Source organism: Gordonia sp. (in: high G+C Gram-positive bacteria), assembly GCF_047600565.1.
Classification (GTDB): Bacteria; Actinomycetota; Actinomycetes; order Mycobacteriales; family Mycobacteriaceae; genus Gordonia.
This window is the reverse complement of sequence record NZ_JASGKN010000001.1, coordinates 2,048,273-2,070,937: the sequence shown is the minus strand read 5'-3', so window position 1 is coordinate 2,070,937 and position 22,665 is coordinate 2,048,273. Positions and strand designations below refer to the sequence as shown.

25 protein-coding genes, 1 tRNA gene and 1 pseudogene are annotated in these 22,665 nt (G+C 68.7%); 15 read left to right on the top strand and 12 right to left on the bottom strand.

Annotation, left to right across the window (positions count from 1 at the left end; all coding sequences use genetic code 11):
- Positions 1–2: 2 nt before the first annotated feature.
- The 6 genes from QM774_RS10125 to QM774_RS10100 all read left to right on the top strand — a co-directional run bounded on the left by QM774_RS10125 (position 3) and on the right by QM774_RS10100 (position 4,826).
- A complete protein-coding gene (locus QM774_RS10125) occupies positions 3–1,025 on the top strand; it encodes an aspartate-semialdehyde dehydrogenase (protein WP_414975753.1) in 1,023 nt (340 codons plus the stop codon).
- 39 nt (positions 1,026–1,064) lie between these two features.
- Positions 1,065–1,727 (top strand): hypothetical protein, encoded by a 663-nt coding sequence (locus tag QM774_RS10120; protein ID WP_414975752.1) that lies wholly within the window; start codon positions 1,065–1,067, stop codon positions 1,725–1,727.
- A 54-nt stretch (positions 1,728–1,781) separates the two neighbouring features.
- Positions 1,782–2,213 (top strand): organic hydroperoxide resistance protein, encoded by a 432-nt coding sequence (locus tag QM774_RS10115; protein WP_414975751.1) that lies wholly within the window; start codon positions 1,782–1,784, stop codon positions 2,211–2,213.
- A 55-nt stretch (positions 2,214–2,268) separates the two neighbouring features.
- Positions 2,269–2,736, top strand: a complete 468-nt coding sequence (locus QM774_RS10110) for a hypothetical protein (protein ID WP_414975750.1) — start codon at positions 2,269–2,271, stop codon at positions 2,734–2,736.
- Positions 2,723–4,639 carry a hypothetical protein gene (locus QM774_RS10105; RefSeq protein ID WP_414975749.1) on the top strand — a complete coding sequence of 639 codons (1,917 nt, stop codon included), beginning with the start codon at positions 2,723–2,725 and terminating at the stop codon, positions 4,637–4,639. Before QM774_RS10110 ends, QM774_RS10105 begins: the two co-directional genes overlap by 14 nt.
- Before the next feature lie 113 nt (positions 4,640–4,752).
- Positions 4,753–4,826: transfer RNA gene (locus QM774_RS10100), tRNA-Pro, on the top strand.
- A 107-nt stretch (positions 4,827–4,933) separates the two neighbouring features.
- Here the strand turns inward: QM774_RS10100 and QM774_RS10095 are convergent.
- From QM774_RS10095 to QM774_RS10065, 7 genes are all read right to left on the bottom strand, one after another.
- Positions 4,934–5,239: a hypothetical protein gene (locus tag QM774_RS10095; RefSeq protein WP_414975748.1), complete on the bottom strand. Its 306-nt coding sequence runs from the start codon at positions 5,237–5,239 to the stop codon at positions 4,934–4,936.
- Between the two features lie 31 nt (positions 5,240–5,270).
- Positions 5,271–6,062: a metal ABC transporter permease gene (locus tag QM774_RS10090; protein WP_414975747.1), complete on the bottom strand. Its 792-nt coding sequence runs from the start codon at positions 6,060–6,062 to the stop codon at positions 5,271–5,273.
- Positions 6,062–7,000: a metal ABC transporter permease gene (locus tag QM774_RS10085; RefSeq protein ID WP_414975746.1), complete on the bottom strand. Its 939-nt coding sequence runs from the start codon at positions 6,998–7,000 to the stop codon at positions 6,062–6,064. The genes QM774_RS10090 and QM774_RS10085 overlap by 1 nt, the downstream gene beginning before the upstream one ends.
- Positions 6,997–7,794, bottom strand: coding sequence for a metal ABC transporter ATP-binding protein (locus QM774_RS10080; protein WP_414975745.1), 798 nt, complete (start codon positions 7,792–7,794; stop codon positions 6,997–6,999). Before QM774_RS10080 ends, QM774_RS10085 begins: the two co-directional genes overlap by 4 nt.
- Positions 7,791–8,741, bottom strand: a complete 951-nt coding sequence (locus QM774_RS10075; RefSeq protein ID WP_414975744.1) for a metal ABC transporter solute-binding protein, Zn/Mn family — start codon at positions 8,739–8,741, stop codon at positions 7,791–7,793. The genes QM774_RS10080 and QM774_RS10075 overlap by 4 nt, the downstream gene beginning before the upstream one ends.
- Positions 8,742–8,846: 105 nt before the next feature.
- Positions 8,847–9,842, bottom strand: a complete 996-nt coding sequence (locus tag QM774_RS10070; protein ID WP_414975743.1) for a metallophosphoesterase — start codon at positions 9,840–9,842, stop codon at positions 8,847–8,849.
- 54 nt (positions 9,843–9,896) lie between these two features.
- Positions 9,897–12,350, bottom strand: a complete 2,454-nt coding sequence (locus QM774_RS10065) for a transglycosylase domain-containing protein (RefSeq protein WP_414975742.1) — start codon at positions 12,348–12,350, stop codon at positions 9,897–9,899.
- Between the two features lie 257 nt (positions 12,351–12,607).
- On the opposite strand from QM774_RS10065, the gene QM774_RS10060 reads away from it, so the two are divergent.
- Together QM774_RS10060 and QM774_RS10055 are read left to right on the top strand one after the other, a co-directional pair.
- Positions 12,608–12,949, top strand: coding sequence for a WhiB family transcriptional regulator (locus QM774_RS10060; protein ID WP_414975741.1), 342 nt, complete (start codon positions 12,608–12,610; stop codon positions 12,947–12,949).
- Positions 12,871–13,461 carry a hypothetical protein gene (locus QM774_RS10055; RefSeq protein WP_414975740.1) on the top strand — a complete coding sequence of 197 codons (591 nt, stop codon included), beginning with the start codon at positions 12,871–12,873 and terminating at the stop codon, positions 13,459–13,461. The genes QM774_RS10060 and QM774_RS10055 overlap by 79 nt, the downstream gene beginning before the upstream one ends.
- Here the strand turns inward: QM774_RS10055 and QM774_RS10050 are convergent.
- A pseudogene (locus QM774_RS10050) lies at positions 13,445–14,538 on the bottom strand (ArsA family ATPase). The gene QM774_RS10055 and the pseudogene QM774_RS10050 sit on opposite strands and share 17 nt — an antisense overlap.
- Positions 14,538–15,638: an ArsA-related P-loop ATPase gene (locus tag QM774_RS10045; RefSeq protein ID WP_414975739.1), complete on the bottom strand. Its 1,101-nt coding sequence runs from the start codon at positions 15,636–15,638 to the stop codon at positions 14,538–14,540. The pseudogene QM774_RS10050 and the gene QM774_RS10045 overlap by 1 nt, the downstream one beginning before the upstream one ends.
- Here QM774_RS10045 and QM774_RS10040 point away from each other — a divergent pair.
- From QM774_RS10040 to QM774_RS10030, 3 genes are read left to right on the top strand one after another with little or no spacing between them, the layout of a single operon-like run.
- Complete coding sequence (locus tag QM774_RS10040) at positions 15,637–15,807, top strand: hypothetical protein (protein WP_414975738.1); 171 nt, start codon at positions 15,637–15,639, stop codon at positions 15,805–15,807. The two genes, QM774_RS10045 and QM774_RS10040, sit on opposite strands and share 2 nt — an antisense overlap.
- Before the next feature lie 2 nt (positions 15,808–15,809).
- A complete protein-coding gene (locus QM774_RS10035) occupies positions 15,810–16,283 on the top strand; it encodes a RidA family protein (protein WP_414975737.1) in 474 nt (157 codons plus the stop codon).
- A gap of 1 nt (position 16,284) precedes the next feature.
- A complete protein-coding gene (locus tag QM774_RS10030) occupies positions 16,285–17,088 on the top strand; it encodes an MBL fold metallo-hydrolase (RefSeq protein ID WP_414975736.1) in 804 nt (267 codons plus the stop codon).
- Positions 17,089–17,135: 47 nt separating this feature from the next.
- Here QM774_RS10030 and QM774_RS10025 read toward each other — a convergent pair whose 3' ends face one another.
- Both QM774_RS10025 and QM774_RS10020 read right to left on the bottom strand, forming a co-directional pair.
- Positions 17,136–17,810 (bottom strand): Crp/Fnr family transcriptional regulator, encoded by a 675-nt coding sequence (locus QM774_RS10025; protein ID WP_414975735.1) that lies wholly within the window; start codon positions 17,808–17,810, stop codon positions 17,136–17,138.
- A 126-nt stretch (positions 17,811–17,936) separates the two neighbouring features.
- Positions 17,937–18,209, bottom strand: a complete 273-nt coding sequence (locus tag QM774_RS10020; protein ID WP_414975734.1) for a hypothetical protein — start codon at positions 18,207–18,209, stop codon at positions 17,937–17,939.
- Positions 18,210–18,334: 125 nt separating this feature from the next.
- Here QM774_RS10020 and nth point away from each other — a divergent pair, with 125 nt between their 5' ends.
- From nth to QM774_RS10000, 4 genes are read left to right on the top strand one after another with little or no spacing between them, the layout of a single operon-like run.
- Entirely contained in the window at positions 18,335–19,021 is a 687-nt protein-coding gene (gene nth / locus QM774_RS10015; RefSeq protein ID WP_414976642.1) for an endonuclease III, read from the top strand.
- A complete protein-coding gene (locus QM774_RS10010; protein ID WP_414975733.1) occupies positions 19,018–19,710 on the top strand; it encodes a TlpA family protein disulfide reductase in 693 nt (230 codons plus the stop codon). The genes nth and QM774_RS10010 overlap by 4 nt, the downstream gene beginning before the upstream one ends.
- On the top strand, positions 19,707–20,516 hold the full coding sequence (locus QM774_RS10005) for an NUDIX hydrolase (protein ID WP_414975732.1): 810 nt from the start codon (positions 19,707–19,709) through the stop codon (positions 20,514–20,516). The genes QM774_RS10010 and QM774_RS10005 overlap by 4 nt, the downstream gene beginning before the upstream one ends.
- Entirely contained in the window at positions 20,513–21,721 is a 1,209-nt protein-coding gene (locus QM774_RS10000; protein WP_414975731.1) for a MarP family serine protease, read from the top strand. The genes QM774_RS10005 and QM774_RS10000 overlap by 4 nt, the downstream gene beginning before the upstream one ends.
- On the opposite strand, the gene QM774_RS09995 is transcribed toward QM774_RS10000, so the two are convergent.
- Positions 21,711–22,655 (bottom strand): alpha/beta fold hydrolase, encoded by a 945-nt coding sequence (locus QM774_RS09995; protein WP_414975730.1) that lies wholly within the window; start codon positions 22,653–22,655, stop codon positions 21,711–21,713. The genes QM774_RS10000 and QM774_RS09995 overlap by 11 nt on opposite strands.
- Positions 22,656–22,665 lie beyond the last annotated feature (10 nt).

Here is a 22,665-nt window from a genome sequence, read left to right as displayed (position 1 = left end):
TCATGAAGATCGGAGTGGTGGGAGCCACCGGCCAGGTCGGCGGCGTCATGCGCACCCTGCTCGAGGAGCGGAACTTCCCGGCCGACGAGGTGCGGTTCTTCGCATCGTCGCGGTCGGCGGGTAAGACGCTGCCGTGGAAGGGTGGCGAGGTGGTCGTCGAGGATGCGGCCACCGCCGATCCGTCGGGCCTGGACATCGCGCTGTTCTCGGCCGGCGGCACCATGTCGAAGGAGCAGGCGCCGCGGTTCGCGGCCGCCGGCGTCACCGTCATCGACAACTCGTCGGCCTGGCGCAAGGACGACGACGTTCCGCTGATCGTCGCCGAGGTGAACGGCGACCTGGCGAAGAACCCGCCCAAGGGCATCATCGCCAACCCGAACTGCACCACGATGGCCGCCATGCCGGTCCTCAAGCCGCTGCACGACGCCAAAGGCCTGCGACGCCTGATCGTGTCGAGCTACCAGGCGGTCTCCGGGTCCGGTCTGGCCGGTGTCCGGGAACTCAAGGGCCAGGTGGAGAAGGGCGTCACCGGCGACCTCGGGCAGCTGGTCTACGACGGCAGCGCCGTCGATCTGGGTGCGCCGGACGTCTACGTCAAGCCGATCGCCTTCGACGTCATCCCGCTGGCCGGGTCCATCGTCGACGACGGCTCGGAGGAGACCGACGAGGACCAGAAGCTGCGCAACGAGTCCCGCAAGATCCTGGGCCTGCCCGACCTGCTGGTCAGCGGCACCTGTGTGCGCGTCCCGGTGTTCACCGGTCACTCGCTGTCGATCAACGTCGAGTTCGACGAGGCGATCACCCCCGAGGAGGCGCGGGCGATCCTCGCCGACGCCGCCGGTGTGAAGGTGGTCGACGTGCCGACTCCGCTCGACGCGGCCGGCGGCGACGTCAGCCTGGTGGGCCGCATCCGTCAGGATCCGGGTGCCCCGGAGGGTCGTGGTCTGGCGCTGTTCGTGTCCGGCGACAACCTCCGCAAGGGTGCCGCGCTGAACACCATTCAGATCGCCGAACTGCTCGTCTGACATGGCCGCCCGTCCCGGCGGATGTGCCAGGATCGAAGCATGACGAACCCGGCCCCCGGGAACGATCCGGACGATCCGGACCGTATCCCGACCCAGGCGGAACTCGACGCCGAGGATCTCGCCGAGATCGCGCGGACCTCCAAGGACCGTGAGATCACCGAGCGCTACCCGCAGCGGCCGGTCGATCCCGGCCCGCCGCCGCGCGCCCTGACCCGCGACGCCCTCGGGGCGTGGATCGTCGCCGTGGTGACCGCGGCGATCTGCATCGTGTACTCGTTCGCGACGCTCGGCTCGATCTTCGAGCGCCTCACCGAGCGGCTCGAACCGGACATGGGTGACGTCAAACAGATCAATCCGGGCGCCACCGCGTCGTCGATGGCGCACTTCTGGCCGATCATGCTGCTGACCGGCTGGATCGTGACCCTGGCGCTCAGCTATCCGCTGCTGGTCGGGATCGCCAAACACCACAGCCGGAACCTGCGCAGCATCTACTCGGCGCTGGTCCTGGTGATCATGCTGTTCACCCCGGTGGTCGCCGACCTGCTGTTCAACTACCCGGGTGTGCCGTCGGCCATGCGGATTCTGGCGTGGACGTCGTTCGCGGCGCTGGGCGTCTCCGTGCTGATGGTGTTCCGCAGTTCCGTCGGCGCCTGGCTGCCCCCGTCGATGCGAGTCCAGCCCCTCCGCGTGTTCCGCGGGTAGCGTGGACGGCACCGGCCTCGACCCGGGGCCCGCGACGAGAGAGTGGTGGCAATCGTGACTGTGACGCCCGTGTACAAGGTGTGGTCCGAATCGTCCGGCGGAGGCCGTGACGGCGAAGTGGTGTCCGAATCGGGGCGCATCGACCTGGAACTGCGACCCCCGGTGGAGATGGGCGGCAGCGGCGACGGATCGAACCCGGAGGAACTGTTCTCCGCCGGCTATGCGGCCTGCTACAACGGTGCACTGCACCTGGTCGCCAAGAACGCCGGCGTCGCCCTGCCTGACGACACCCGGGTCCGGGTGACCGTCGGAATCGGCAAGGACGACGCGGACGACGGCTTCGGGCTGACCGTCGCGATCGACGTCGACACCCCCGGCCTGGACCAGGAACAGGCTCAGCAGCTCGCCGACCAGGCCGACGCCTTCTGCCCGTACTCGAAGGCCGTCAAAGGCAACATCGCCAAGACGGTCACCGCCACCGTCTGACGACTTCGCGGGGCTTCCACGATTCCGCCGTGATCGGACGGTAGCGTGATACCCCGTGGACAACTGGGGAATTCTCGCCGGCGGCGGCCTACTGGCCGCCGTCGTCGCTGCGGTCGCCTATGCGACCCTGCGCCAGCGGGAGACCGTCGCCCTGAACCGTGGCACCGAACTCGCCCGGAATCTCCGGGACCTGGCCGGTGACGACCCGGTGCGCCTCGCGGCGGTCGACGAGTACGAGGTCTCGCTGTACGAGCGTCTGTTCTATGCATCGACGGTCGGTCCGCGGCTGCGCAGCGCGGTCTGGGCGCTCCTGGCCGCCGTCCTGGCTGCTGTCCCCGCCCTGCTCCTCGACGGCCGCAGCGGCGCCCTCGCGCTGATCCTGTGGATCGTCGCGCTTCTGCTGCTCATCGGGTTCGCCGTGGCAGCGGCTGTGTATCTGGCACTCGCGGTGGTCGCAGCGGCCACCACTCCGCGGGTGTCCTTCGCCGAGTCGTACGGAACGAGTGACGATGAGCAAGCCTGAACAGCCCGGTACGCCGGACGGTCCGAGCCCGGATCTCGCCGAGGCGATCAGGCGCGCGGCGGCGGCCAAGCCGATCCCCGGACGCAACGTCCCCAAGACCGACGCCACCCCTGCAGCGACTCCCGCCGAGCCGGCCGCTGACGAGCCGACCGCCACGCCGGACGGGTCGGAGACCCGCGCACCGAGCACCGAGGTGCCGGTCACGGTGAAGGCCGACCCCGACGCGGTCACCGTGAAGACGACCCCGGCCGATCCGGCGACGACCAAGCTCGTCGTGCACCAAGCCGCTCCGGTCGAACCGCAGGTCCCGGCGACGGCGAAGATCGCGGCGGCCACGCCCGCACCGGCCGCCCCCACGCCGCCGGCACCCCCCGCTCGACCCACCCCGCCTCCGACGGCCTCCGCCCCCACGCCGCCGTCCGGTGCCGCACCCACCTCTGCGGTCCGCCGGCACGCCCCGTGGCTGGCGCCGGTCGCGATCGCTGTCATCGCGGTGTGCGGGCTCGCCACCGCGGCGGATGCCGCCAGAACCGAGGTCGAGTCCGACCCGGCCACCGGGTTGCCCGCCGGCAGCATGAGCGTCATCTCGGCGCCCGGGGTGCCCGAGGACGTCGCGACCAGCCAGACCCTGCTCAAGAAGTCCGATTCGGCGATCGTCGTGTCCGCCGATGCGGACGCCGACGCGCAGAACGAGGCCGTCGAACTCGCCGACAGCCATCACGTGCCGGTGTTCGCCGTCGACCCGGAGTCCTCCGGTGCGGTGAACACGGAACTCAAGCGCCTGGGCGTCAAGAACGTGGTGAACGTGGGCGGCGAGGTCGCCGGCATCACGGCACCGCAGTCGTCCGATCCGCACAAGCTGGGTGCCGCGGTCGCACCCATCGCCGGAAAGCCGGTGTTCCTGGTCAGCGACAAGAATCCGACAGCGGTCGCGAACGCCCGTGTCGGCGGCGCCGACACCGTCGCCGTCCCGGTGCCCGACCCCCGGGTCAACGGCGAGTCGGTGGCCGCCGTCAAACGCAGCGACAATCCGGCCATCCGCGCCGTCGGCGAGGAGTTCGGCGACGACGACGTCTTCGCCGGCCGCGTCGAGAAGGCCCGCACCGTGACCGAACTGCCCGGCGGCGGACAGATCCTGTTCCCGGGACGCCGCGTGGTCGCCCTGTACGGTTCGCCGGGCGCCGACGCTCTCGGACCACTCGGCCGCCAGAGCCTGCCCGCCACCATCCGGAAGGCGAAGGCGCAGGCCGCGCAGTACAACAAGCTGTCGCCGGTGCCGGTGGTTCCGGGCTTCGAGATCATCGTGACCGTGGCCTCGTCGGAGCCGGGCCCGGACAACAACTACACGAACATGCTCGACGAGAAGACCTTCGAGCCGTGGATCGACGCCGCCGAGAAGGCCGGGATCTACGTGACCATCGACCTGCAGCCCGGCCGCCAGGACTTCCTGAGCCAGGCCAAGGCCTACCAGAAGCTGCTGGAACGCCCGAACGTCGGACTCGCCCTCGACCCGGAGTGGCGTCTGAAGCCCGATCAGGTGCACCTCGAGCAGATCGGCTCGGTGGCCCCGGAAGAGGTCAACGAGGTCGGCGACTGGCTGGCCGGGCTGGTCCGCCGCAACAACCTGCCGCAGAAGGCGTTCCTGTGGCACTACTTCGACGCCGACATGCTCGGTGACCGCACCAAGCTGAAGACCAACCACCCGGAACTGTCGTACGTGATCCACGCCGACGGTCACGGGATTCCCGAGGTGAAGATGGGCACCTGGAACCGGATGGTCGCCGGACTGCCGCCGAACATCTGGATGGGCTGGAAGAACTTCTACAAGGAGGACACCCCGATGTTCTCGCCGCGCAAGACCATGCAGGTCAAGCCCACCCCGTACTTCATCTCCTACCAGTAGCCGCGGGGATCGGCGCCGGGCGGCCCGAGGCCGGTCCGGCCGCCGGGCAGAGCGGCCCTCAGCCGATTTCAGTCCGGCCTCACTGATGTTGTAATCTCGTTGAGGCTCTAACACGGGGTATGGCGCAGCTTGGTAGCGCGCTTCGTTCGGGACGAAGAGGTCGTGGGTTCGAATCCCGCTACCCCGACAGGTGAAGGCGAGGATCTCGCCGAACACCGCAGGAACTGTGTTGAGACAGTAGAAGAGGCCCTGACCGGAAACGGTCAGGGCCTCCTCGTTTCTCCGCCTGGTCCCTCAGCCCTCGGTGGCGATCCGCACACCGAAGCCGATCAGGAAGACTCCCGCTGTCCCGTCGAGCCGGCGGCGGATCCGCGGGGTCCGCATCCAGGCGCCGACGGTGCCGGCCGCCGCCACCAGCACCGCGCAGTAGACGGCGGCCGGCACCCACACGAGCAGGCCGGTCATCACGCCCAATGACGTCAGGACGCCTTCGCGGCGACCGCCGCGGACCAGGCCGCGCAGCACCACCAGAGTGTCGGGGCCGGGCAGGACGACGATGAGGCTCGCGGCGAGCAGGAAGGCGACGAGCGACGCGGTCATCGGGCCAGACTAGCGGCCCCAGCCCGGTCCGTCAGCGGCCCAGGCGCCGGCCGTACCAGCGGCCCAGACCGTAGAAGACCGCCCCCAGTACGCCGACGAAGAATCCGATCGGCCAGCCGGTCGCATAGCCGAGAGCGATCGACGACCACGTCATGGCGAGGGCGAGCACGACCGAGATGATCACGCTGACCCACGGCCGGTCGGTGAGATACCGTGCGGTCGCTCCCGGCGCCACCAGCAGGTTGAAGATCAGCAGTGCCCCCACGATCGGCACCGCGATCGTCGTGACCACACCGATCAGCAGTGCGAACGCGAGATCGAGCCGCACGCCGTGGACCCGCCGAGACTTGGCGAGCTCACTGGAGATCGCGTCGATCAGAATGGGGCGGTACAGGGCGGCCGCGGCGGCCAAGCCGACCACGGCCAGCACCGCCATCGTGATCAGGTCGTCGCGGCTCACGCCCAAGACCTGACCGAACAGCAGCGACGTGAAGTGGCCGGCGTATTCGGTGGACATGCTGGTGAACAGCATTCCCAACGCCAGCAGGATGACGAAGGTGAACGCGGTCGCCACGTCGCGCGACGCGGCGCGGCGCTGCAGCCAAGTGACCAGGCCGGCACCGAACACCGAGAAGATCGCCATGCCGGCCATCGGACTCAAACCGACCAGGGAGGCGCCCGCCGCCCCGGAGAACGCCGAGTTGGGTAGCGAGTGGGCAAGGAACGCCGACCGGCGTGCCACGACCAGAAAACCGACCGCACCACCGACGATCGCGATGATGGTGCCGCCGATCCAGGTGTTGATCATGAACGATTCGAACATCAGACCCCCGCCGATTCGGTCGTCTCTGTCGTCGGCGCGGCCGTGCCGCGCTCCCAACGGGGTTTGACGGTGCCGGCCAGCAGATAGCACACGAAGACCAATGCAACGATGAAGAAGCTGACCGGGGCCCCGCGATGGCCAGGGGTCCACAGGGTGCTGAAATAGGCGATCACCACGCCGCCGATCACCGAGCCGAGGCCGACGGCACAGGCGATCGCGGTAGCGCCGCCGGGGGTGCGTGCGTACCGTAGGCCGGTCGCGGCAGGCCCGATCAGCAAAGCGGTGACCAGCAGTGCCCCCACACTCATCGACGCCATCGCGACCGACATCGCGGTGGCCAGGACGAAGAGGATGTCGATCCGCAGTACCGGGCGGCCATGAGCCTTCGCCAGCTCGCGGCCCAGCGCGGTCTGCAGCAGCGGGCGATAGGTGGCCGCGATGATCAGCAACGTGAGCACCGTCATCGCGATCATGATCGGTATCAGGGTGCGTTGCACGGTGAAGAGGGAACCGAACAGGACGGCCGCCGCAGCACCGCTCGTCGACGGCTTCTGCGTCGCCCAGTACAGGAACAGGGCCGACAGACCCATACCGGCTCCGACCACGATGCCGGTGGAGACGTCCCGGTCCCGAGGGTTGCGCAGACCGAGCGCATTCATCAATGCGGCACCGAGCACCGACATGCCCAGAAAGCCCCACAGGGGAGGAATCCCGGCGACGTAGGCACCGGAGGCGCCCGTCGACGACAGGTCGCCGACGCTGTGCCCGGTGAACGTCTGGCCGCGCAACAGAATGAAGATGCCGACCACGGCGGTCGTCAGGGCCGCCATGCCACCGATGATGACGGCGGTCCACGCGACATTGCTGTGAATCAGCGACGACCACGTCGGATCGGCCGGGCCGTCGGTGATCGGCGCGGCCAGGAGCGGTTCCGTCACGTCGACGCCGCCGGGGTGACGTCGAGTTCGTCGGGGGTCACCACGAACTTGCGTCCGTCGACGTCGACGACCTCGACGGGCCGGCCGTACAGCTTCGTCAGCACATCCGTGCGGACCACCTGGTCGACGGTGCCTTCGGCGACGTTCCCGTTGGCCAGGTACACCACATGATCGAGCACCCCGAGCAGGGAGTTCACTTCGTGAACCGACAGCAGGATGGTGATGTTCTGGGTGTCGGCGAGGGTGCGCAGCAGGCGCGCGATCTCCGCGGTGTTCGCCATGTCGAGGTTCGCGAACGGCTCGTCGAGCAGCAGCAGGCGAGGCCTGCGAGCCAGAGCGTGCCCGATCATCAGCCGCTGCTGCTGACCGCCGGACAGGGTGCCGACGCGTTGATCGGCGTAGCCGTCGGCACCGACCAGTCGCAGCGCGTCCATGGCCTGGGCGCGCTTGTCGGGCCGACGGAGCCCGGTACCGAAGCGGACGCCGTCCAGGCCGAGCGCCGCCACGTCCAGGGCGGTCAACGGCAGGTCGACGTCCAGGTCGATGTGCTGCGGCACGTAGCCGAGCGCATCGTGGCCCGCCTTCGCCGGTCGTCCGTCGATGAGGACGTCGCCGGTGAAGTTCTCGTTGATCCCGAGGATCGCGCGGAACAGGGTGGTCTTACCGGACCCGTTGGGTCCGATCAGGCCGGTGAACATCCCCGCCCCGAGGGTGAACGACACGTCGTCGAGCACCCGTTTGGGGCCGAACGACACTGACAGGTTCGCAACCTCGAGGACGGGGACGCCGGTCATTTGCTGAGCTGCTCCGTGGACGTGCCGTTGGCGGTGGCGTCCGACAGGGCCTTGGTCTCGGCGAGCATCCAGTCCTGGTAGGTGAAGCCTTCCGGCATGGTCTCGTACACGCCGACCACCGGGACGCCGGCGGCCTTGGCCTTCTTCAGCAGATCGGTGGTGCTGTCATCGGTCACCTGCTGGTTGTACAGCAGAACCTTGACCTGCTTGTCTTCGACCAGCTTGTTCTGGAACTCGACGTCGGTGGCCGACGGGTCGGTGTCGTTCATGACCGCGGCTTCCAGGGTCTCCGGGGTGCGGATGTTGGCGCCGGCGGCCTTCAGCAGGTAGTCGGCGACAGGCTCGGTGACGGCGACCGGCGTGTCCGGGTGCTGCTGCTTGAACTGGGCGAGAGCGTCCTTCCACGGCTGGAGGGCGACCTTGAACTTGTCGGCGTTGGCGGTGAACTCGGCCTTGTTCTCCGGCTGGATGTCGCCGAGGATCTTCGCCATCTCATCGGCGACGGCCGGCATGGTCTCCGGGTCGTACCAGAGGTGCGGGTTGGGGGTGTCGTCGGGCAGACCGCGCAGCTTCTGCACGTTGATCACCTGGCGGTCCGACGACGGGTTGGCCTGTTCGATCTTCTCCATGAAGTCGTCGTAGCCGACACCGTTCTGCACCAGCAGCTTGGCCTGGCTGACCTGCTTGGCGACGTCGGTGTTCGCCTCGAACTCGTGCGGGTCGGTGTCGGGGTTGCTCATGATCGAGTGCACGTCCACGTGATCGCCGCCCACCTGGGACAGCACGTCGCCGTACTCGTTCTCGGCGGCGACCGCCACGATCTTGCCGTCGTTCGCGGAGTTCGACGTGTCGCTGGAGCAGGCGGCGGCACCGGCGGTGACGGCGAGTGCGGCCGCGGTGGCCACCAGCGTGCGCGTGAGGTGGCTGGATTGCAGATGAAGTTTCATAGCCGGTCGACTCCTATCGATAATGGCTGTCGTTATCGATAGAGAGGGTACAGGTGGATGGCGCAACGCGCCCGTATACCCCGAGTTCGCCGAGCGTAAGACGGGTCAGGACATCGTGGACTCGAGCTGGGGGAGGGTCTCTCCGACGCTCGAGTCGTCGCCGCCGTTCTTACTGGCCGTGAGGGTCAGCAGCGTCGCCTCCGGGCGGCAGGCGAAGCGCGCGGGCGCATACGGTGACGTGCCCAGACCGGCGCTGACGTGCAGCATCATGGTCGAGCCCCAGTTCGACACACCCTTCACCCGTGAGCGGTCCAGATGGCAGTTCGTGACCAGTGCGCCGTAGCCGGGAAGGCACAGCTGGCCGCCGTGCGTATGCCCGGCCAGCACCAGGTCGTAGCCGTCGGCGGCGAACCGGTCCAGCACGCGCGGCTCCGGTGAATGAGTCAACCCGAGGCGCAGCTGCGCGAGCGGGTTCGGGCGGCCCTCGATGGTCTCGTAACGGTCGCGCCCGATGTGCGGATCGTCGACGCCGGCGGCCGCGATGCGCACACCGGCCACCTCCAGCTCACGAACCTGGTGCGTGGCGTCCAGCCAGCCGCGTTCGGTGAACGCCGCCCGCAGATCCTGCCAGGGCAGCGGCTCGCCGTGCGACCGCTTGTGGTCCTTCTTGAAGTACTTGAACGGATTCTTAGGCTTCGGCCCGAAGTAGTCGTTGGAACCGAACACGAACATGCCGGGCCGGGCCAGCAGACCGTCGAGCGCCTGCACCACCGCCGGCACCGCGGCCGGACTGGCCAGATTGTCCCCGGTATTGATCACCAAGTCGGGTTCCAGCGACGCCAGCTCGCTGATCCAGGCCTGCTTCAGATGCTGATTGGGCATCATGTGGATGTCCGAGATGTGCAGCACCCGCAGCGACGACGACCCCGGCTCCAGAACCGGCAGCGTGGCATGGCGCAGAGTGAAGGCGTTGCGCTCGATCACCGTCGAATAGACCAGGCCGGCGGCCGCGGCGCCCACCGCGCCGGCCGCGACGCGGGCAGGCGTCGACGTCAGCAGATCGGCAGAGGCGCGAGCACGGGGAGCCGGGGCGAAATCCATGCGTTCCAGGATACGCGGGGTCGACGGGACCCTCGAAGAAAGCGGGACCGGGCCTCAGTTGGGGATCTCGATGACCACCGGGCCCACACCGGGCACCGTCACCGTCTTGGTGGTGGTGCCGCCGGTGCTCCCGGCCTTCGCCTTGCCGTTGCTCACGTAGATCGAGATGGTGCTGCCCGGCATGGCGCTGTCCGACGGCGCGGTGAACACCACGGTGCCCTCCGGGCGGCTGCTGTCGACGTCGACCTTCGTCACCTTGAAGCCGGCATCCTTGAGCCGTTCCTCCGCCTGGCTGGACGGCAGACCCTTCACCTCGGGGATCCGGCCGCGGCTACTGCCGCGCACGTACTGCGGATCGACCGCCGGCATGCGGACCGGACCGAACTTCTCGGCGATCGGCAGCATGGCGCGATACCAGGTGCGGGCCGGTTCGAAACCGCCGTAGATGTTGCCGTCGCCGCACTGCCGGACCGGACCGGTGCAGATACCGGCCGGGGTGGAACCGTCGTTGTAGATGTACGACGCGGCCGCCAGCTGATTGGTGAAGCCCAGGAACGCCGCGCTGCGGTGCGCCTCGGTGGTACCCGTCTTGGCGGACACCGGAAGATTCCAGCCGGTCGACGAGGCGGCCGCCGCCGACGTACCGGCACCCTGGTCGTCGTCGCTGAGGGCGTTGGCGAGCGTATTGGCCAGACCGCGTTCGACGACCTGTTCGCAGGCCGGCGGATTGAACGGGACCGCCGACTGGGCGGGCTTGCCGTCCTTGTCCACGATCACGTTGCTGTACTGGTCACGCTTGGTCTGCTGGATCGACACCACCGGTGTCGGCGGGCACCAGACGCCACCCGAACCGAGGGTCGCGGCCACGTTCGACAGTTCGACCGCGTTCACCGGGAACGGCCCCAGAGTGAACGAGCCGAAGTTGCCCTTCTTGATGTAGTCGGCCAGGCTCGCGTCACCCACACCGGACGATCCCGGAGCCGTGTACGACCGCAGACCCAGACGGACGGCCATGTCGACGGCCGGCTTGACCCCGACCTGCTGCAGCATCTGGACGAACGGGGTGTTCGGCGACTGGGCGAGCGCCTGCGTCAACGACAGCGTCTGCGGATAGACGCCGGCGTTCTTGACGCAGTACGAGCCGGCGGGACAGCCGTTCTCCCCGTTGCTGTCACCCATGCCCTTCACCGCGATGTTCGCCGGCACGCTGACGTTGGCGCTGGTGCCGAGGCCGTTCTCCATCGCCGCGGCCACCGTGAAGATCTTGAACACCGAACCGGCGCCGTCGCCGACCAGGGAGAACGGCTGCGGCTGCACCGTCTGCTGGGCGTTGCCGTCCAGGCCGTAGTCACGGCTGGAGACCATCGCGAGCACGTCGTGCGAGTCGGTGCCCGGCCGGACGATGCTCATCACGTTGGCGATGCCGTCGGTCCTCGGATCGGTCTGCGTCTGCGCGGAGCGCAGTGCGTTGGCCTGCACCTCCGGATTCAGCGTGGTCTTGATCGTGTAGCCGCCGCGGACCACCGTCGACCGCGACAGGCCGTTCTCCGCCAGATACTGCAGCACGTAGTCGCAGAAGAAGCCGTTGTTGCCGGCCGAGATGCAGCCCTGCACCGGGGTTTTCGGTTCCGGCAGCACACCGAGCGGCTTCTTCTTCGCGTCCTCCAGTTCCTGCTTGCGCTTCGGGAAGTTGGAGATCATCGTGTCGAGCACGACGTTGCGGCGCGCGAGGGTCGCCTCCGGATCGGTGTACGGGTTCAAGGCGGAACTGGACTGCACCATGCCGGCCAGCATGGCGGCCTGCTCCACCTTCAGATCCTTCGCCGACTCGCCGAAATAGGTCTGGGCGGCCGCCTCGACGCCGTAGGCGTTGTTGCCGAACGGCACCAGGTTCAGATAGCGCGTGACGATCTGCTTCTTCGCGTCCCGCTTGGCGGCGGCCTCATCGAGACCCTTCTCGCGCATCGCCTGCTCGGTGAGCGACTTCTCCAAGGTCAGCGCCATGCGGACCTCGCGGAGCTTACGGGCCGGGGTGGTCTCCACGGCGGCCTCGCGCTCGGCCTCGGTCCGGGCCAGCACCAGGAGCTGATAGTTCTTGATGTACTGCTGATCGAGCGTCGACGCACCCTGCTGCGTCGAACCGGCCGCCTGGTTGGTGAGCGCCGCACGGATGGTGCCGCGCCAGTCGACGCCGTCGTGCTCCAGGAAGCGGCGGTCCTCGATCGAGATGATCGCGCGGATCATGTCCTGCGAGATGTCGTTGTAGCCGACGATCAGACGGTACTGATCGAAGAGCTGGGCGATGGGTGCGCCGTTGCCGTCCAGAACCGTGGTGACCTGCGGGACGGTGCCGTTCAGCAGCTCCGAGGACGTGTTCTCCATAGTGGCCGCAGCGCGGTTCGACAGCATCGCGGCGCCGCTGGCGAACGGAAACATGAGACCGGCGACCAGCACGCCTGCCATCGCGATGGCAAGGGCCAGCCCCGGGAGTCGAGAGGTGTTCCGCACCTGGCCAGGATACGTGTGATTCGTCCGACACCGTGGAGGCGGCGCCCTCGCGGCGCGCTCGATCCACCGTCCCGGGCGCCTGTTCGGCCGCATTTTCCGAATCGTGACTTGCATAACTGCCCGGCGCGCCCATAGATTGATGAAACGTGATCTGACTAACAGTTCGACCGAAGTGTGAGTCGGAACGTGAACGAGATCTTATGCGCTCCTCGGACGGCGGGGAGTGTCGATGGATTTGCGAAAGGCGGACTACCGCAATGACTTTGGCCCCACTGTCCTCTGGAGATCCGGAAGCCCGCCTCGCGTGGGTCGCACAGGCGCGGTGCCGCGGGGGAAACCCGGACGACCTGTTCGTCCGCGGAGCAGCGCAGCGTAAAGCTGCGACGATCTGCCGCCACTGCCCGGTACAGCTCGAGTGCGGAGCGGATGCACTCGACAACCGCGTCGAGTTCGGTGTCTGGGGAGGGATGACCGAACGCCAGCGTCGCGCACTGCTGCGCCAGCACCCCGAGGTGACCTCGTGGGCGGCGTTCTTCGACGCGCAGCGCCGCCGGCAGCGGATGGCCGCGGTGCCGTCGTCCCTCGCGGACGAGCACTGAGCCCCGACGGCGACGCCACGGCGTCGCCCGCCGCACCGGCCTCCATCCGGCTCGCGGTACGCCTCATGTATCTGGGTGCGGTACTGCAGCTGGTGAGCATGGTGGTGTCGATCTACACGCTCGGCCACCTCAAGACCGATCCTGCCCTGCAGGAGCAGTACCGCAAGGGCGCGCACATGAGCGCCGACGAGTTCTCCCGGCAGGTCGACACCATCGTCGGCAACGGCCGCATCCTGGTGTCGGCGCTGAGCGTGGCCGCTGCGGCGCTCTGGCTGGTGATGGCCGTGTACAACGGCCGTGGCCGCCGCTGGGCGCGCACCGCCGCCACCGCCCTGGGCGCGATCGGCGTCATCTTCTCGGCCACCGGCCTATTCGCGTCCGGCGGTACCGCCGGACTGATCTCCGGGGTCGTGTCGATCGTCTTGGCGATCGCCGTGCTGATCCTGCTCTACCGCCCCGACTCCACCCGGTACTACGAGCAGCGGGACGCCGAACTCAACCCAGCTGCGTGATCTGATCGGCGACGGTGCGCAGCGCCGCCGCGTCGGCCACCTCGAACGGCAGTGCCGGAACTCCCACGGTCGGCACGCTCGGATGCGCCGACGAGAAGCTCGAAGAGCGAGATGCGCTTCGCGGTCCGCCGTCTTGGCGCGGTCCACATGCTGGCGCAGCACGCCGAGCGTCAACGGATCGATGGTCTTCTCCGTCGCCGCCTCGACCGCCGGCGTCGACAACGACGTCAGGTTCGGATGGGTGCGGTTCACGATCAGCCCGCACAGCGGCATCGAATCCTGCGCCAGCCGGCTGACGAAGAACGACGCCTCACGCAGCGCGTCGGTCTCCGGTGCCGCCACCACCACGAATCGGGTGCCGGGCCGCTTGAGGAGCTCGTAGGTCCGGGCCGCGCGCTCCTGGAACCCGCCGAACATCGAGTCCAGCGACTGCACGAACGTCGCCACATCCCGCAGAACGTCGCCGCCGATGATGGTCGCGATCCCGCGCATGGCGATGCTCATCGCCCCGGTCACCACCCGGCCGACGCCGCGGCCGCCGCCGATCAGCATCCGCATCAGGCGGCCGGACAGGAACGAACCGAGCCGCTGCGGGGCGTCCAGAAAGTCCAGGGCGTTCCGGGAGGGTGGAGTGTCGACGACGATCAGATCCCACCGGTTCTCCTCCAGCAGGCGGCCCAGCTTCTCCATCGCCATGTACTCCTGCGTGCCGGAGAACGACGACGCCACCGTCTGATAGAAGGAGTTGTTCAGGATCGTCTCGGCGCGGTCCGGCGTCGAATGCTCGATGACCATCTCGTCGAAGGTCCGTCGCATGTCCAGCATCATCGCGTCCAGCGACCCGGAACCCTCGATGGGCACCGGCTGCGGCTCGTTGGTCAGTTCACTCATGCCGAGCGACTGGGCGAGACGTCGCGCCGGATCGATGGTGAGCACCGCGACGGTGCGGCCGTTCTCGGCGGCGCGCAACGCCATCGCCGCAGCCGTGGTGGTCTTGCCCACGCCGCCGGAGCCGCAGCAGATCACCACGTGGGTCTCCGGATCGGCGAGGATCGCGCCCATCGTCAAGTCGGTCATCAGACGCCGGCCTCCTCGAGTGCCCGGGCGAGCGTGAACAGGGCACCCAGGTCGATGGTGTCGTCGACGTCGGGAAGCGCGATCTTGGCGGCGTCGATGTCGTCGAGTTGCGCGGCCGCCACCTGCTGCGCCTGCACGCCGACCGCGTAGTCGACGGTCTCGGTCATCAGACCGTCGAGGTCGTCGCCGGCCGCGTCCAGACCGGCCTCGGCCAGCTCGGCGGCGACCCGCGCCGAGTCGATGTGGCCCTCGGCGACCTCGTCGAGATCGGCGGCCGGCAGATAGTCGGGGCGTTCCCGGTTGACGAAGATCGCACCGATGTTCAGGTCCTTGCCGACCAGCTCGTCGACGGCTTCGGCGGTCTCCTGGATGGGCATGGCCTCCAGGAGCGTGCACAGGTGGATGACGGTCTGGTCCGAATGCAGAAGCTTGACCACGCCTTCGCTCTGATTGCGGATGGGGCCGGTCTTGGCCAGATCGCTCATCGCCGAGGTGACGTCCAGGAAGTTGCCGATCCGGCCGGTGGGCGGGGAGTCGACGACGATGTAGTCGTACAGCTGCCGTCCGGCCTTGTCGGCCGCGATGACGCGTTCCTTGATCTTGCCGGTGATCACCACGTCCCGGAGGCCGGGCGCCACGGTGGTGACGAAGTCGATGGCGCCGACCTTACGGATCGCCTTGGACGCGAAACCGAGGTTGTAGAACATGTCGAGGTATTCCAGGAGCGCGTACTCGATGTCGATGGACAGCGCCCACACCTCGCCGTCGTTGGGGGCGTTCACCACCAACTGGTCGGTCGGCGGCAGCGGAGGCTGATCGAGCAGCCGTGCCAGACCCTGCCGGCCTTCGCACTCCACCAGCAGCACCTTCTTGCCGCCGCTCGCGAGGGCGATCGCCAGGGCTGCGGCCACGGTCGTCTTACCGGTGCCGCCCTTGCCGGACACGAAGTGCAGGCGGGCGCCGCGGGCGATGGCGGGCCACGAATCCGGGCCGGTCGCGGCGGTGGTGTCCCCGGAGGCGGGGCCGGCGTCGTTGGTCACCCGTTCACCATATCGACCACCCTGTTCGGGGTGGTCGTCAACCGATAAGGTTGACCTCATGAGTGATGACACACTGCAGCGGTGGGAGTACGTGACCGTGCCGCTGCTGACGCACGCCACCAAGGAGATTCTGGACACCTGGGGTGCCGACGGGTGGGAACTCGTCAGCGTTCTGCCCGGACCGACCGGTGAGCAGCACGTCGCCTACCTGAAGCGACCGAAGGCGTAGTGATGGCAGGTACCTGGACCGCCCGGCTCGCCGAGCTCGGCATCGCACTGCCCGACGTCGTCGCACCGGTCGGGAGTTACGTCCCGGCCGTGCAGGTCGGCGACTTCGTCTACACCTCCGGTCAGCTGCCGATGGTCGACGGCAGGCTCGAGGTCACCGGCAAGGTGTCCGAGGGCGCCGAAGGCGTGGTGACGCCCGAGCAGGCGAACGCCGCCGCCCGGCAGTGCGCGCTCAACGCGCTGGCCGCCGTGAACTCCCTGGTCGGCATCGACAAGGTGGTGCGCGTGGTGAGGGTCGTGGGCTTCGTCGCCTCGGCGCCCGGATTCACCGCCCAGCCGGGGGTGCTGAACGGTGCCTCCGACGTTCTGGGCGAGATCTTCGGCGACGCCGGTGTCCACGTCCGCTCGGCGGTCGGCGTCATGGAACTGCCTTTGGGAGCTCCCGTCGAGGTGGAACTGGTCGTCCAGGTCGGCTGACATGCCCGCGCATCCCGCCTACGGAGAGGTTCGCCCGGTCACCGGGTTCGCCTCGGTGGTGCTGCGCGACAACCCGGGTGCGATGGAGCTCGACGGCACCAACACCTGGATCCTGCGCGCCCCCGGCAGCGGGACCGCGGTGGTCGTCGATCCGGGGCCGCCCAAGTCGAAGGCGCATGTCGCGACCGTCGTCGAGGCGGCCGGCGACGTGGAACTGACGCTGATCACCCATCGCCATCACGACCACACCGGCGCCATCAAGACCGCCGTCGCACAGACCGGTGCTCCGGTGCGCGCCTACCTCGACAAGTACTGCCGCGGCGCGGAGCCCCTCGCCGACGGCGAGGTGATCGAGGCGGCGGGCCTGACCATCACCGCCTGGCACACGCCCGGCCACACCGGGGATTCGATGAGCTTCCTGGTCGAGCACGACGGTGAGCGCGCGATCCTCACCGGCGACACCATCCTCGGCGCGGGCACCACCGTCCTGGATCCGAAGGACGGCGGCCTCTCCGACTATCTCGCCTCGCTGGACAGGCTGATCGCCGACGCCTCCGACGCCGTCCTGCTGCCCGGTCACGGACCCGATCACCCCGAACTCGGTCCGGTCGCGCAGTTCTACCGGCAGCACCGTGAGGAGCGGCTCGACCAGATCCGCGGGGTGCTCGACGACATGGGCAAGACGGCCGGCCAGGCCAAGCCGATGGCGGTGGTCCGCAAGGCGTACGCCGACGTCGACAAGAAGCTGTGGCCGGCGGCGAGGATGAGCGTCAAGGCCCAGCTGGAGTATCTCCGCGGGCTCTGAATACGACGAAAGCCCGCCGAAGCGGGCCTTTCATCGTCAGTGCGGGGTCAGCGGGCGCGTCGTGCCAGACGCTCGGAGTCCGAGATCAGCACGCTCTTGCCCTCCAGGCGCAGCCAGCCGCGCTGAGCGAAGTCGGCGAGCGCCTTGTTGACGGTCTCGCGGGAGGCGCCGACCAGCTGGGCGATCTCCTCCTGCGTCAGGTCGTGCGTGACGCGCAGCGCGCCGCCCTCCTGGGTGCCGAAGCGCTGCGCTAGCTGCAGAAGCTGCTTGGCGACACGGCCGGGAACGTCGGTGAAGATGAGATCCGCCAGGTTGTTGTTGGTGCGGCGGAGGCGGCGGGCCAGGACGCGGAGCAGCTGCTCGGCGATCTCCGGACGATCCTTGATCCACTTCTTGAGGGCCTCGCGGTCCATCGTGGCGACCTTCACCTCGGTGACGGTGGTCGCCGACGACGTCCGGGGGCCCGGATCGAAGATCGAGAGCTCACCGAACATGTCCGACGGTCCCATGATGGTCAGCAGGTTCTCGCGACCGTCCGGCGAACGGCGGCCGAGCTTCACCTTGCCCGACAGGATGATGTACAGACGGTCGCCGGGCTCGCCCTCGTGGAAGATGACGTGGCCGCGGGGGAACTCCACCTCGGTGAGTTCATCGGCCAGCGCCGCGACGGCAGCAGGCTCGACCCCCTGGAAGATGCCTGCCCGTGCCAGTACCTCGTCCACCTACGGAACCTCTCTCACAGTTCGGCCACATCACGTGACCTTTTTCTCATCAGTGACACACGCTACAGCGGAAAGTGTAGAGCGTGCAGAGGGATCCGACGGGCGGACGCGCCTAGAGAGGCCGATTCAGGATGCCTGGCGGCGGGTGCGCAGCTCGTCGAGCGCGCTCGGAAGGCCGTCCTTGGCGAGATTCTCGACGTCGGTGTCGTCGGCGGTCTCCAGGAACTCCTCGACCTGCGACCGGCCGACCGAGAGGCGATCCAGGCTGTTCTGGACACGCTCCATGGCGAGCGCGAAACCCATCAGCAGAAACGGGAACACGACGACGGCCAGACCTTGCATGCGTCCCATGAAAGCACTCGCACCGGCGGCACCGGAAACCCAGACGGCGGCCGTCATGAAGTTGTGACCTGGCGGTGCCGGGCCCTTCGGGCGGGTCGGCTCCGGTCGGCTGGGTAGCCTGGAACGTTGTGAGCAGTAGGAAGCCGGAGACGCACCTCGCGCTGGTGCGACGCGCGCGCCGCATGAATCGGACGCTGCAGGAGGCCTTCCCGCACGTCTACTGCGAACTCGACTTCAGTGATCCGCTCGAACTGTCGGTGGCCACCATTCTGTCGGCGCAGTGCACGGACGTCCGTGTCAACCAGGTGACGCCCGCCCTGTTCGCCCGCTACCGCAACGCCTGGGACTACGCGTCGGCGGACCGCACCGAACTGGAGGAGCTGATCCGCCCGACCGGCTTCTACCGCAACAAGGCGAACTCGATCATTGGACTCGGTCAGGCGCTGGTGGAGCGCTACGACGGTCAGGTGCCGAACCGGCTCAAGGATCTCGTGACGCTGCCGGGCTTCGGCCGCAAGACCGCGAACGTGGTTCTCGGCAACGCGTTCGGGGTTCCGGGCCTCACCGTCGACACGCACTTCGGCCGCCTCGTCCGCCGGTGGGACTGGACGCAGGAGACCGATCCGGTGAAGGTCGAGCGCGCCGTCGCCGAACTGTTTCCGCGCAAGGAGTGGACGGACCTGTCGCACCGGATCATCTTCCACGGCCGCCGCGTCTGCCAAGCCCGCAAACCGGCGTGCGGTGTGTGCCTGCTGGCCCGCGACTGCCCGTCGTACGGTGAAGGTCCCACCGACAAGGCCGAGGCCGCCGCCCTGGTGAAGGGGCCGGAGACCGACCATCTGCTCGCGCTCGCGGGGGTGGCGTCATGAACAGGATCCGGCAGGTGTGGCGCACGCCCGGCGCCAAAGCGATGGTCGCCTTCCTGGTGGTGATGATCGCGATCATCATCGCGATGTGGCCGCGCGGTACGGGCTCCTCCGACAGCGACGGCTGGAACACCCCGACCGGCGGCACCAGCGGCGAGCAGGTGTCCGCGCAGATGCTCGATCAGGCCCGCACCGACGCCGCGCTCGCCCCCTGCCCGACGTCGACGACGCCGGCCCCGGCCGGTGACGTGCTGGCCGGGGTGACGGGGTCGTGCCTGTCGAACGGGTCGACCGTCGACGTGGGCGCCGCCCTCGCCGGCCGTCCCGCGGTGATCAACCTGTGGGCGGTCTGGTGTCTGCCGTGCCGCCGCGAACTGCCGCATTTCCAGGAGCTGTCCGACCGGGCCGGCGGGGCGTTGAACGTGCTGGCCGTGCATGCCGCCGACGGCGCGAACCGGCCGTACGCGATCCTGCAGTTCCTCAAGGAGGTCGGCGTCCACCTGCCGACCGTCGCCGACGTCGACGGCACCGTCGCGCAGGCGGTGAAGGCGCCCCGCGTCTACCCGTCGACGGTCTTCCTGCGCGCCGACGGCACCGTCGCCGCGGTCTTGCCGCAGGTCTTCGACTCCTACGACGAGCTGGCGGCGGCGGTGACGCACAACCTCGGTGTGACGGTCGGGAGCGGCTCGTGAAGCGGCCCGAGGTACCGATCGGGCCGCTGGTCGGCGAGGACCAGATTCCGCACTGGTTGCGGACGGTCGCCGACGACCCGCTGGCCGTCAACGAGGCGGTTCTCAGCCGGGGCGGGGACCGTGCCCGGTGGGCCGCCGCGTTCCGCGCCCATCGCGCCGCCGCTGTCCTGGTGCTGTTCGGGGGGTCGTTCGATGCCGCCGCCGACCATCCCGGCGGACTCCCCGCCGACGCCGACATCCTGCTCACCGAGCGGGCCGCCACCATGCGCACCCACAGCGGCCAGATCGCGTTCCCCGGCGGCAGCCGTGACCCCGGCGACGACTACCCGGTCGGCACCGCTCTCCGGGAGGCGCGCGAGGAGACCGGACTGCTGCCGGACAGTGTCCGGATCCTGGCGAATCTGCCGACCTTTCCGGTGCCGTCCGGCTTCGAGGTGACCCCGGTGATCGGGCATTGGATGCGACCGGGCGAGGTCGGCGTCGTCGACGAGGCCGAAACGGCGCGGGTGGCCCGGGTGAACGTGCGGGAACTCCTCGCGCCCGAGAACCGTTTCCAGGTGAGCCGCTCGATCATGGGCGCCACCGCCTACAAGGGCCCGGCGTTCCTGTACGACGGCATGCTGGTGTGGGGTTTCACCGGGGGACTGATCGCGGCGATCAGCAAGATCTCCGGGTGGGACCTTCCGTGGAACGAGGACGACGTCCGGCCGCTGGAGGCGATGATCGAACAGACCGGCGGTCGCCAGATCTCCGGATTCGCGAACCCGGCGTATCAGCCGCCCGACGACGAGGAGACGCAGTCGTGACCGGATCGATGTGGGTCGATCTGCTCGTGGTGGTACTGGCCGTGCTCGCCGCGTTCAGCGGCTACCGGCAGGGCGCTGCGGCCTCGGCGATGGCGCTGCTCGGGGTGATCATCGGTGTGGTGGCGGGTGTCCTGGTGGTGCCGCGTGTGGTCGGCGGCATCGACGACCCGAAACTGCGCCTGCTGTGTGCGTTGCTGCTGCTGGTGGCGGTCGTGATCATCGGTGAGGTGTCCGGTGTGGTGATCGGGCGGGCCGCACGCAGCGTCATCCATTCCGTGCGTGCCCGGCGCATCGACAGCGTGATCGGGGCGGTCCTGCAGTGCATCGCCCTGCTGATGGCGGCCTGGCTGATCGCGATCCCGATCCGCAGTTCGTCGGCGGCCGCGCTCGCCTCGGCGGTGGACGGGTCGGCCGTGATCGGCGGTGTCGACAAGGTGGCGCCCAACTGGATGCGGCGCCTGCCCGACGAGTTCACCGGTCTGCTCGACAGTTCCGGTCTCAAAGAGGTGATCGGGCCGTTCGGCACCACCAAGGTCGCCAGTGTCGATCCGCCGGATCAGACGCTCACCGGGTCGGCCGCCGTACAGAAGGTGCGCCCCAGCGTGGTGAAGATCGCCGGTCTGGCGCACCAGTGCAGTCAGGCGCTGGAGGGTTCGGGATTCGTCGTCGGACGTCAGCGCGTGGTCACCAACGCGCATGTCGTCGCCGGCACCGACGAAGTGTCGGTGCACACCGAATCGGGTGCCGATCTGCCGGCCACCGTCGTGCTGTTCGACGAACGCAACGATGTCGCGGTCCTCGACGTTCCGGGCCTGCGGGCCCGGCCGCTGACGTTCGCCTCGGACGCGGCGAAGACCGGTGACGACGCGATCGTGCTCGGCTATCCGGAGGACGGGCCGTTCACGGTCACCCCGGTGCGGGTGCGCAACGCCGTGAATCTGGTGGGACCGGACATCCGGCAGGACCCCAAGGACATCGAGCGCGACGTGTACACGGTGCGCGGTTCCATCCGCTCCGGCAACTCCGGCGGCCCGATGATCACTCCGGACGGTTCGGTGCTGGGCGTCGTGTTCGGTGCCGCCGAGGATCCTGCCGAAGACACCGGTTTCGTGCTCACCGCCGGGCAGGTGGATCAGGATCTGAAGACCGCGGCCGGCCGCTCGGGTGACGACACCGTCGCCACCGGCGCCTGCCTCACGAAGTGAGCAGGGCCAGCAGGGCGTCGTTGACGTCGGCGGGATTCTCTTCGTGGACGAAGTGCCCGGCCTTGCCGATGATCCGGTAGTCGAAGTCCGACGCCCAACGGCCGCTGGCCTGCATCACCGAATCGAGGATGTACTCGTCCTCACGGCCGCGCAGCGCCAGCACCGGGATGTGCAGCCGCTTGTTCATCAACTCCATGAAGCGCCGGCCGTCGCCGCGGAACTGGGAGCGGAACGCCCAGCGCCGGTACTCCAGGCTGCAATGTGCGACGCCCGGGATCTCGATCGCCAGACGGTTCCGGGAGACGGCGTCGGCGAAGTCGTCGGTCTGCTTCCACGGCTCGCCCGCGCGCTCCCGGAAATACTCCTCGATGAACTCGCCGTCGTTGCGGGTCAGACGCTTCTCGCCGATCCGCGGCAACTGGTTGTGCAGGAACGGCCCGAGGAACGCCTCCCGCTCCTGCGGATTGCGCAGCACGCCGCGGCGCAACGACCGCGGATGGGGAGACGCCAGCACGGCGATCTCGGTCACCGACCGCGGATGCAGGGTGGCCGTCGCCCAGCAGACCAGCCCGCCGTCGGCATGACCCACCAGCGAAGCCTGTGAATGCCCGAGCGCCCGGATCAGGGCGTGGGTGTCGCCGGCCAGAGTCCACCCGTCATAGCCGCGGGGCGGCTTGTCCGAGTCGCCGTACCCGCGCAGATCGATGGCGACCGCGCGATAGCCGGCGTCGTTCAGGACGGCCAGCTGATGGCGCCAGGTGTACCAGAACTCACCGAAACCGTGCAGCAGCAGGACCAGCGGCCGATCCGCGACGGTGTGCGGAAGCGGCTCCACCGCATGGAATCGCAGACCGTTGGCGCGGACGTCGAAGTGATGCCACGGACCGTCGAAACGGACCTGAGTGGCATCGGGGGTGCCCGAAAGGGTTGCCATCGGTGCCGGG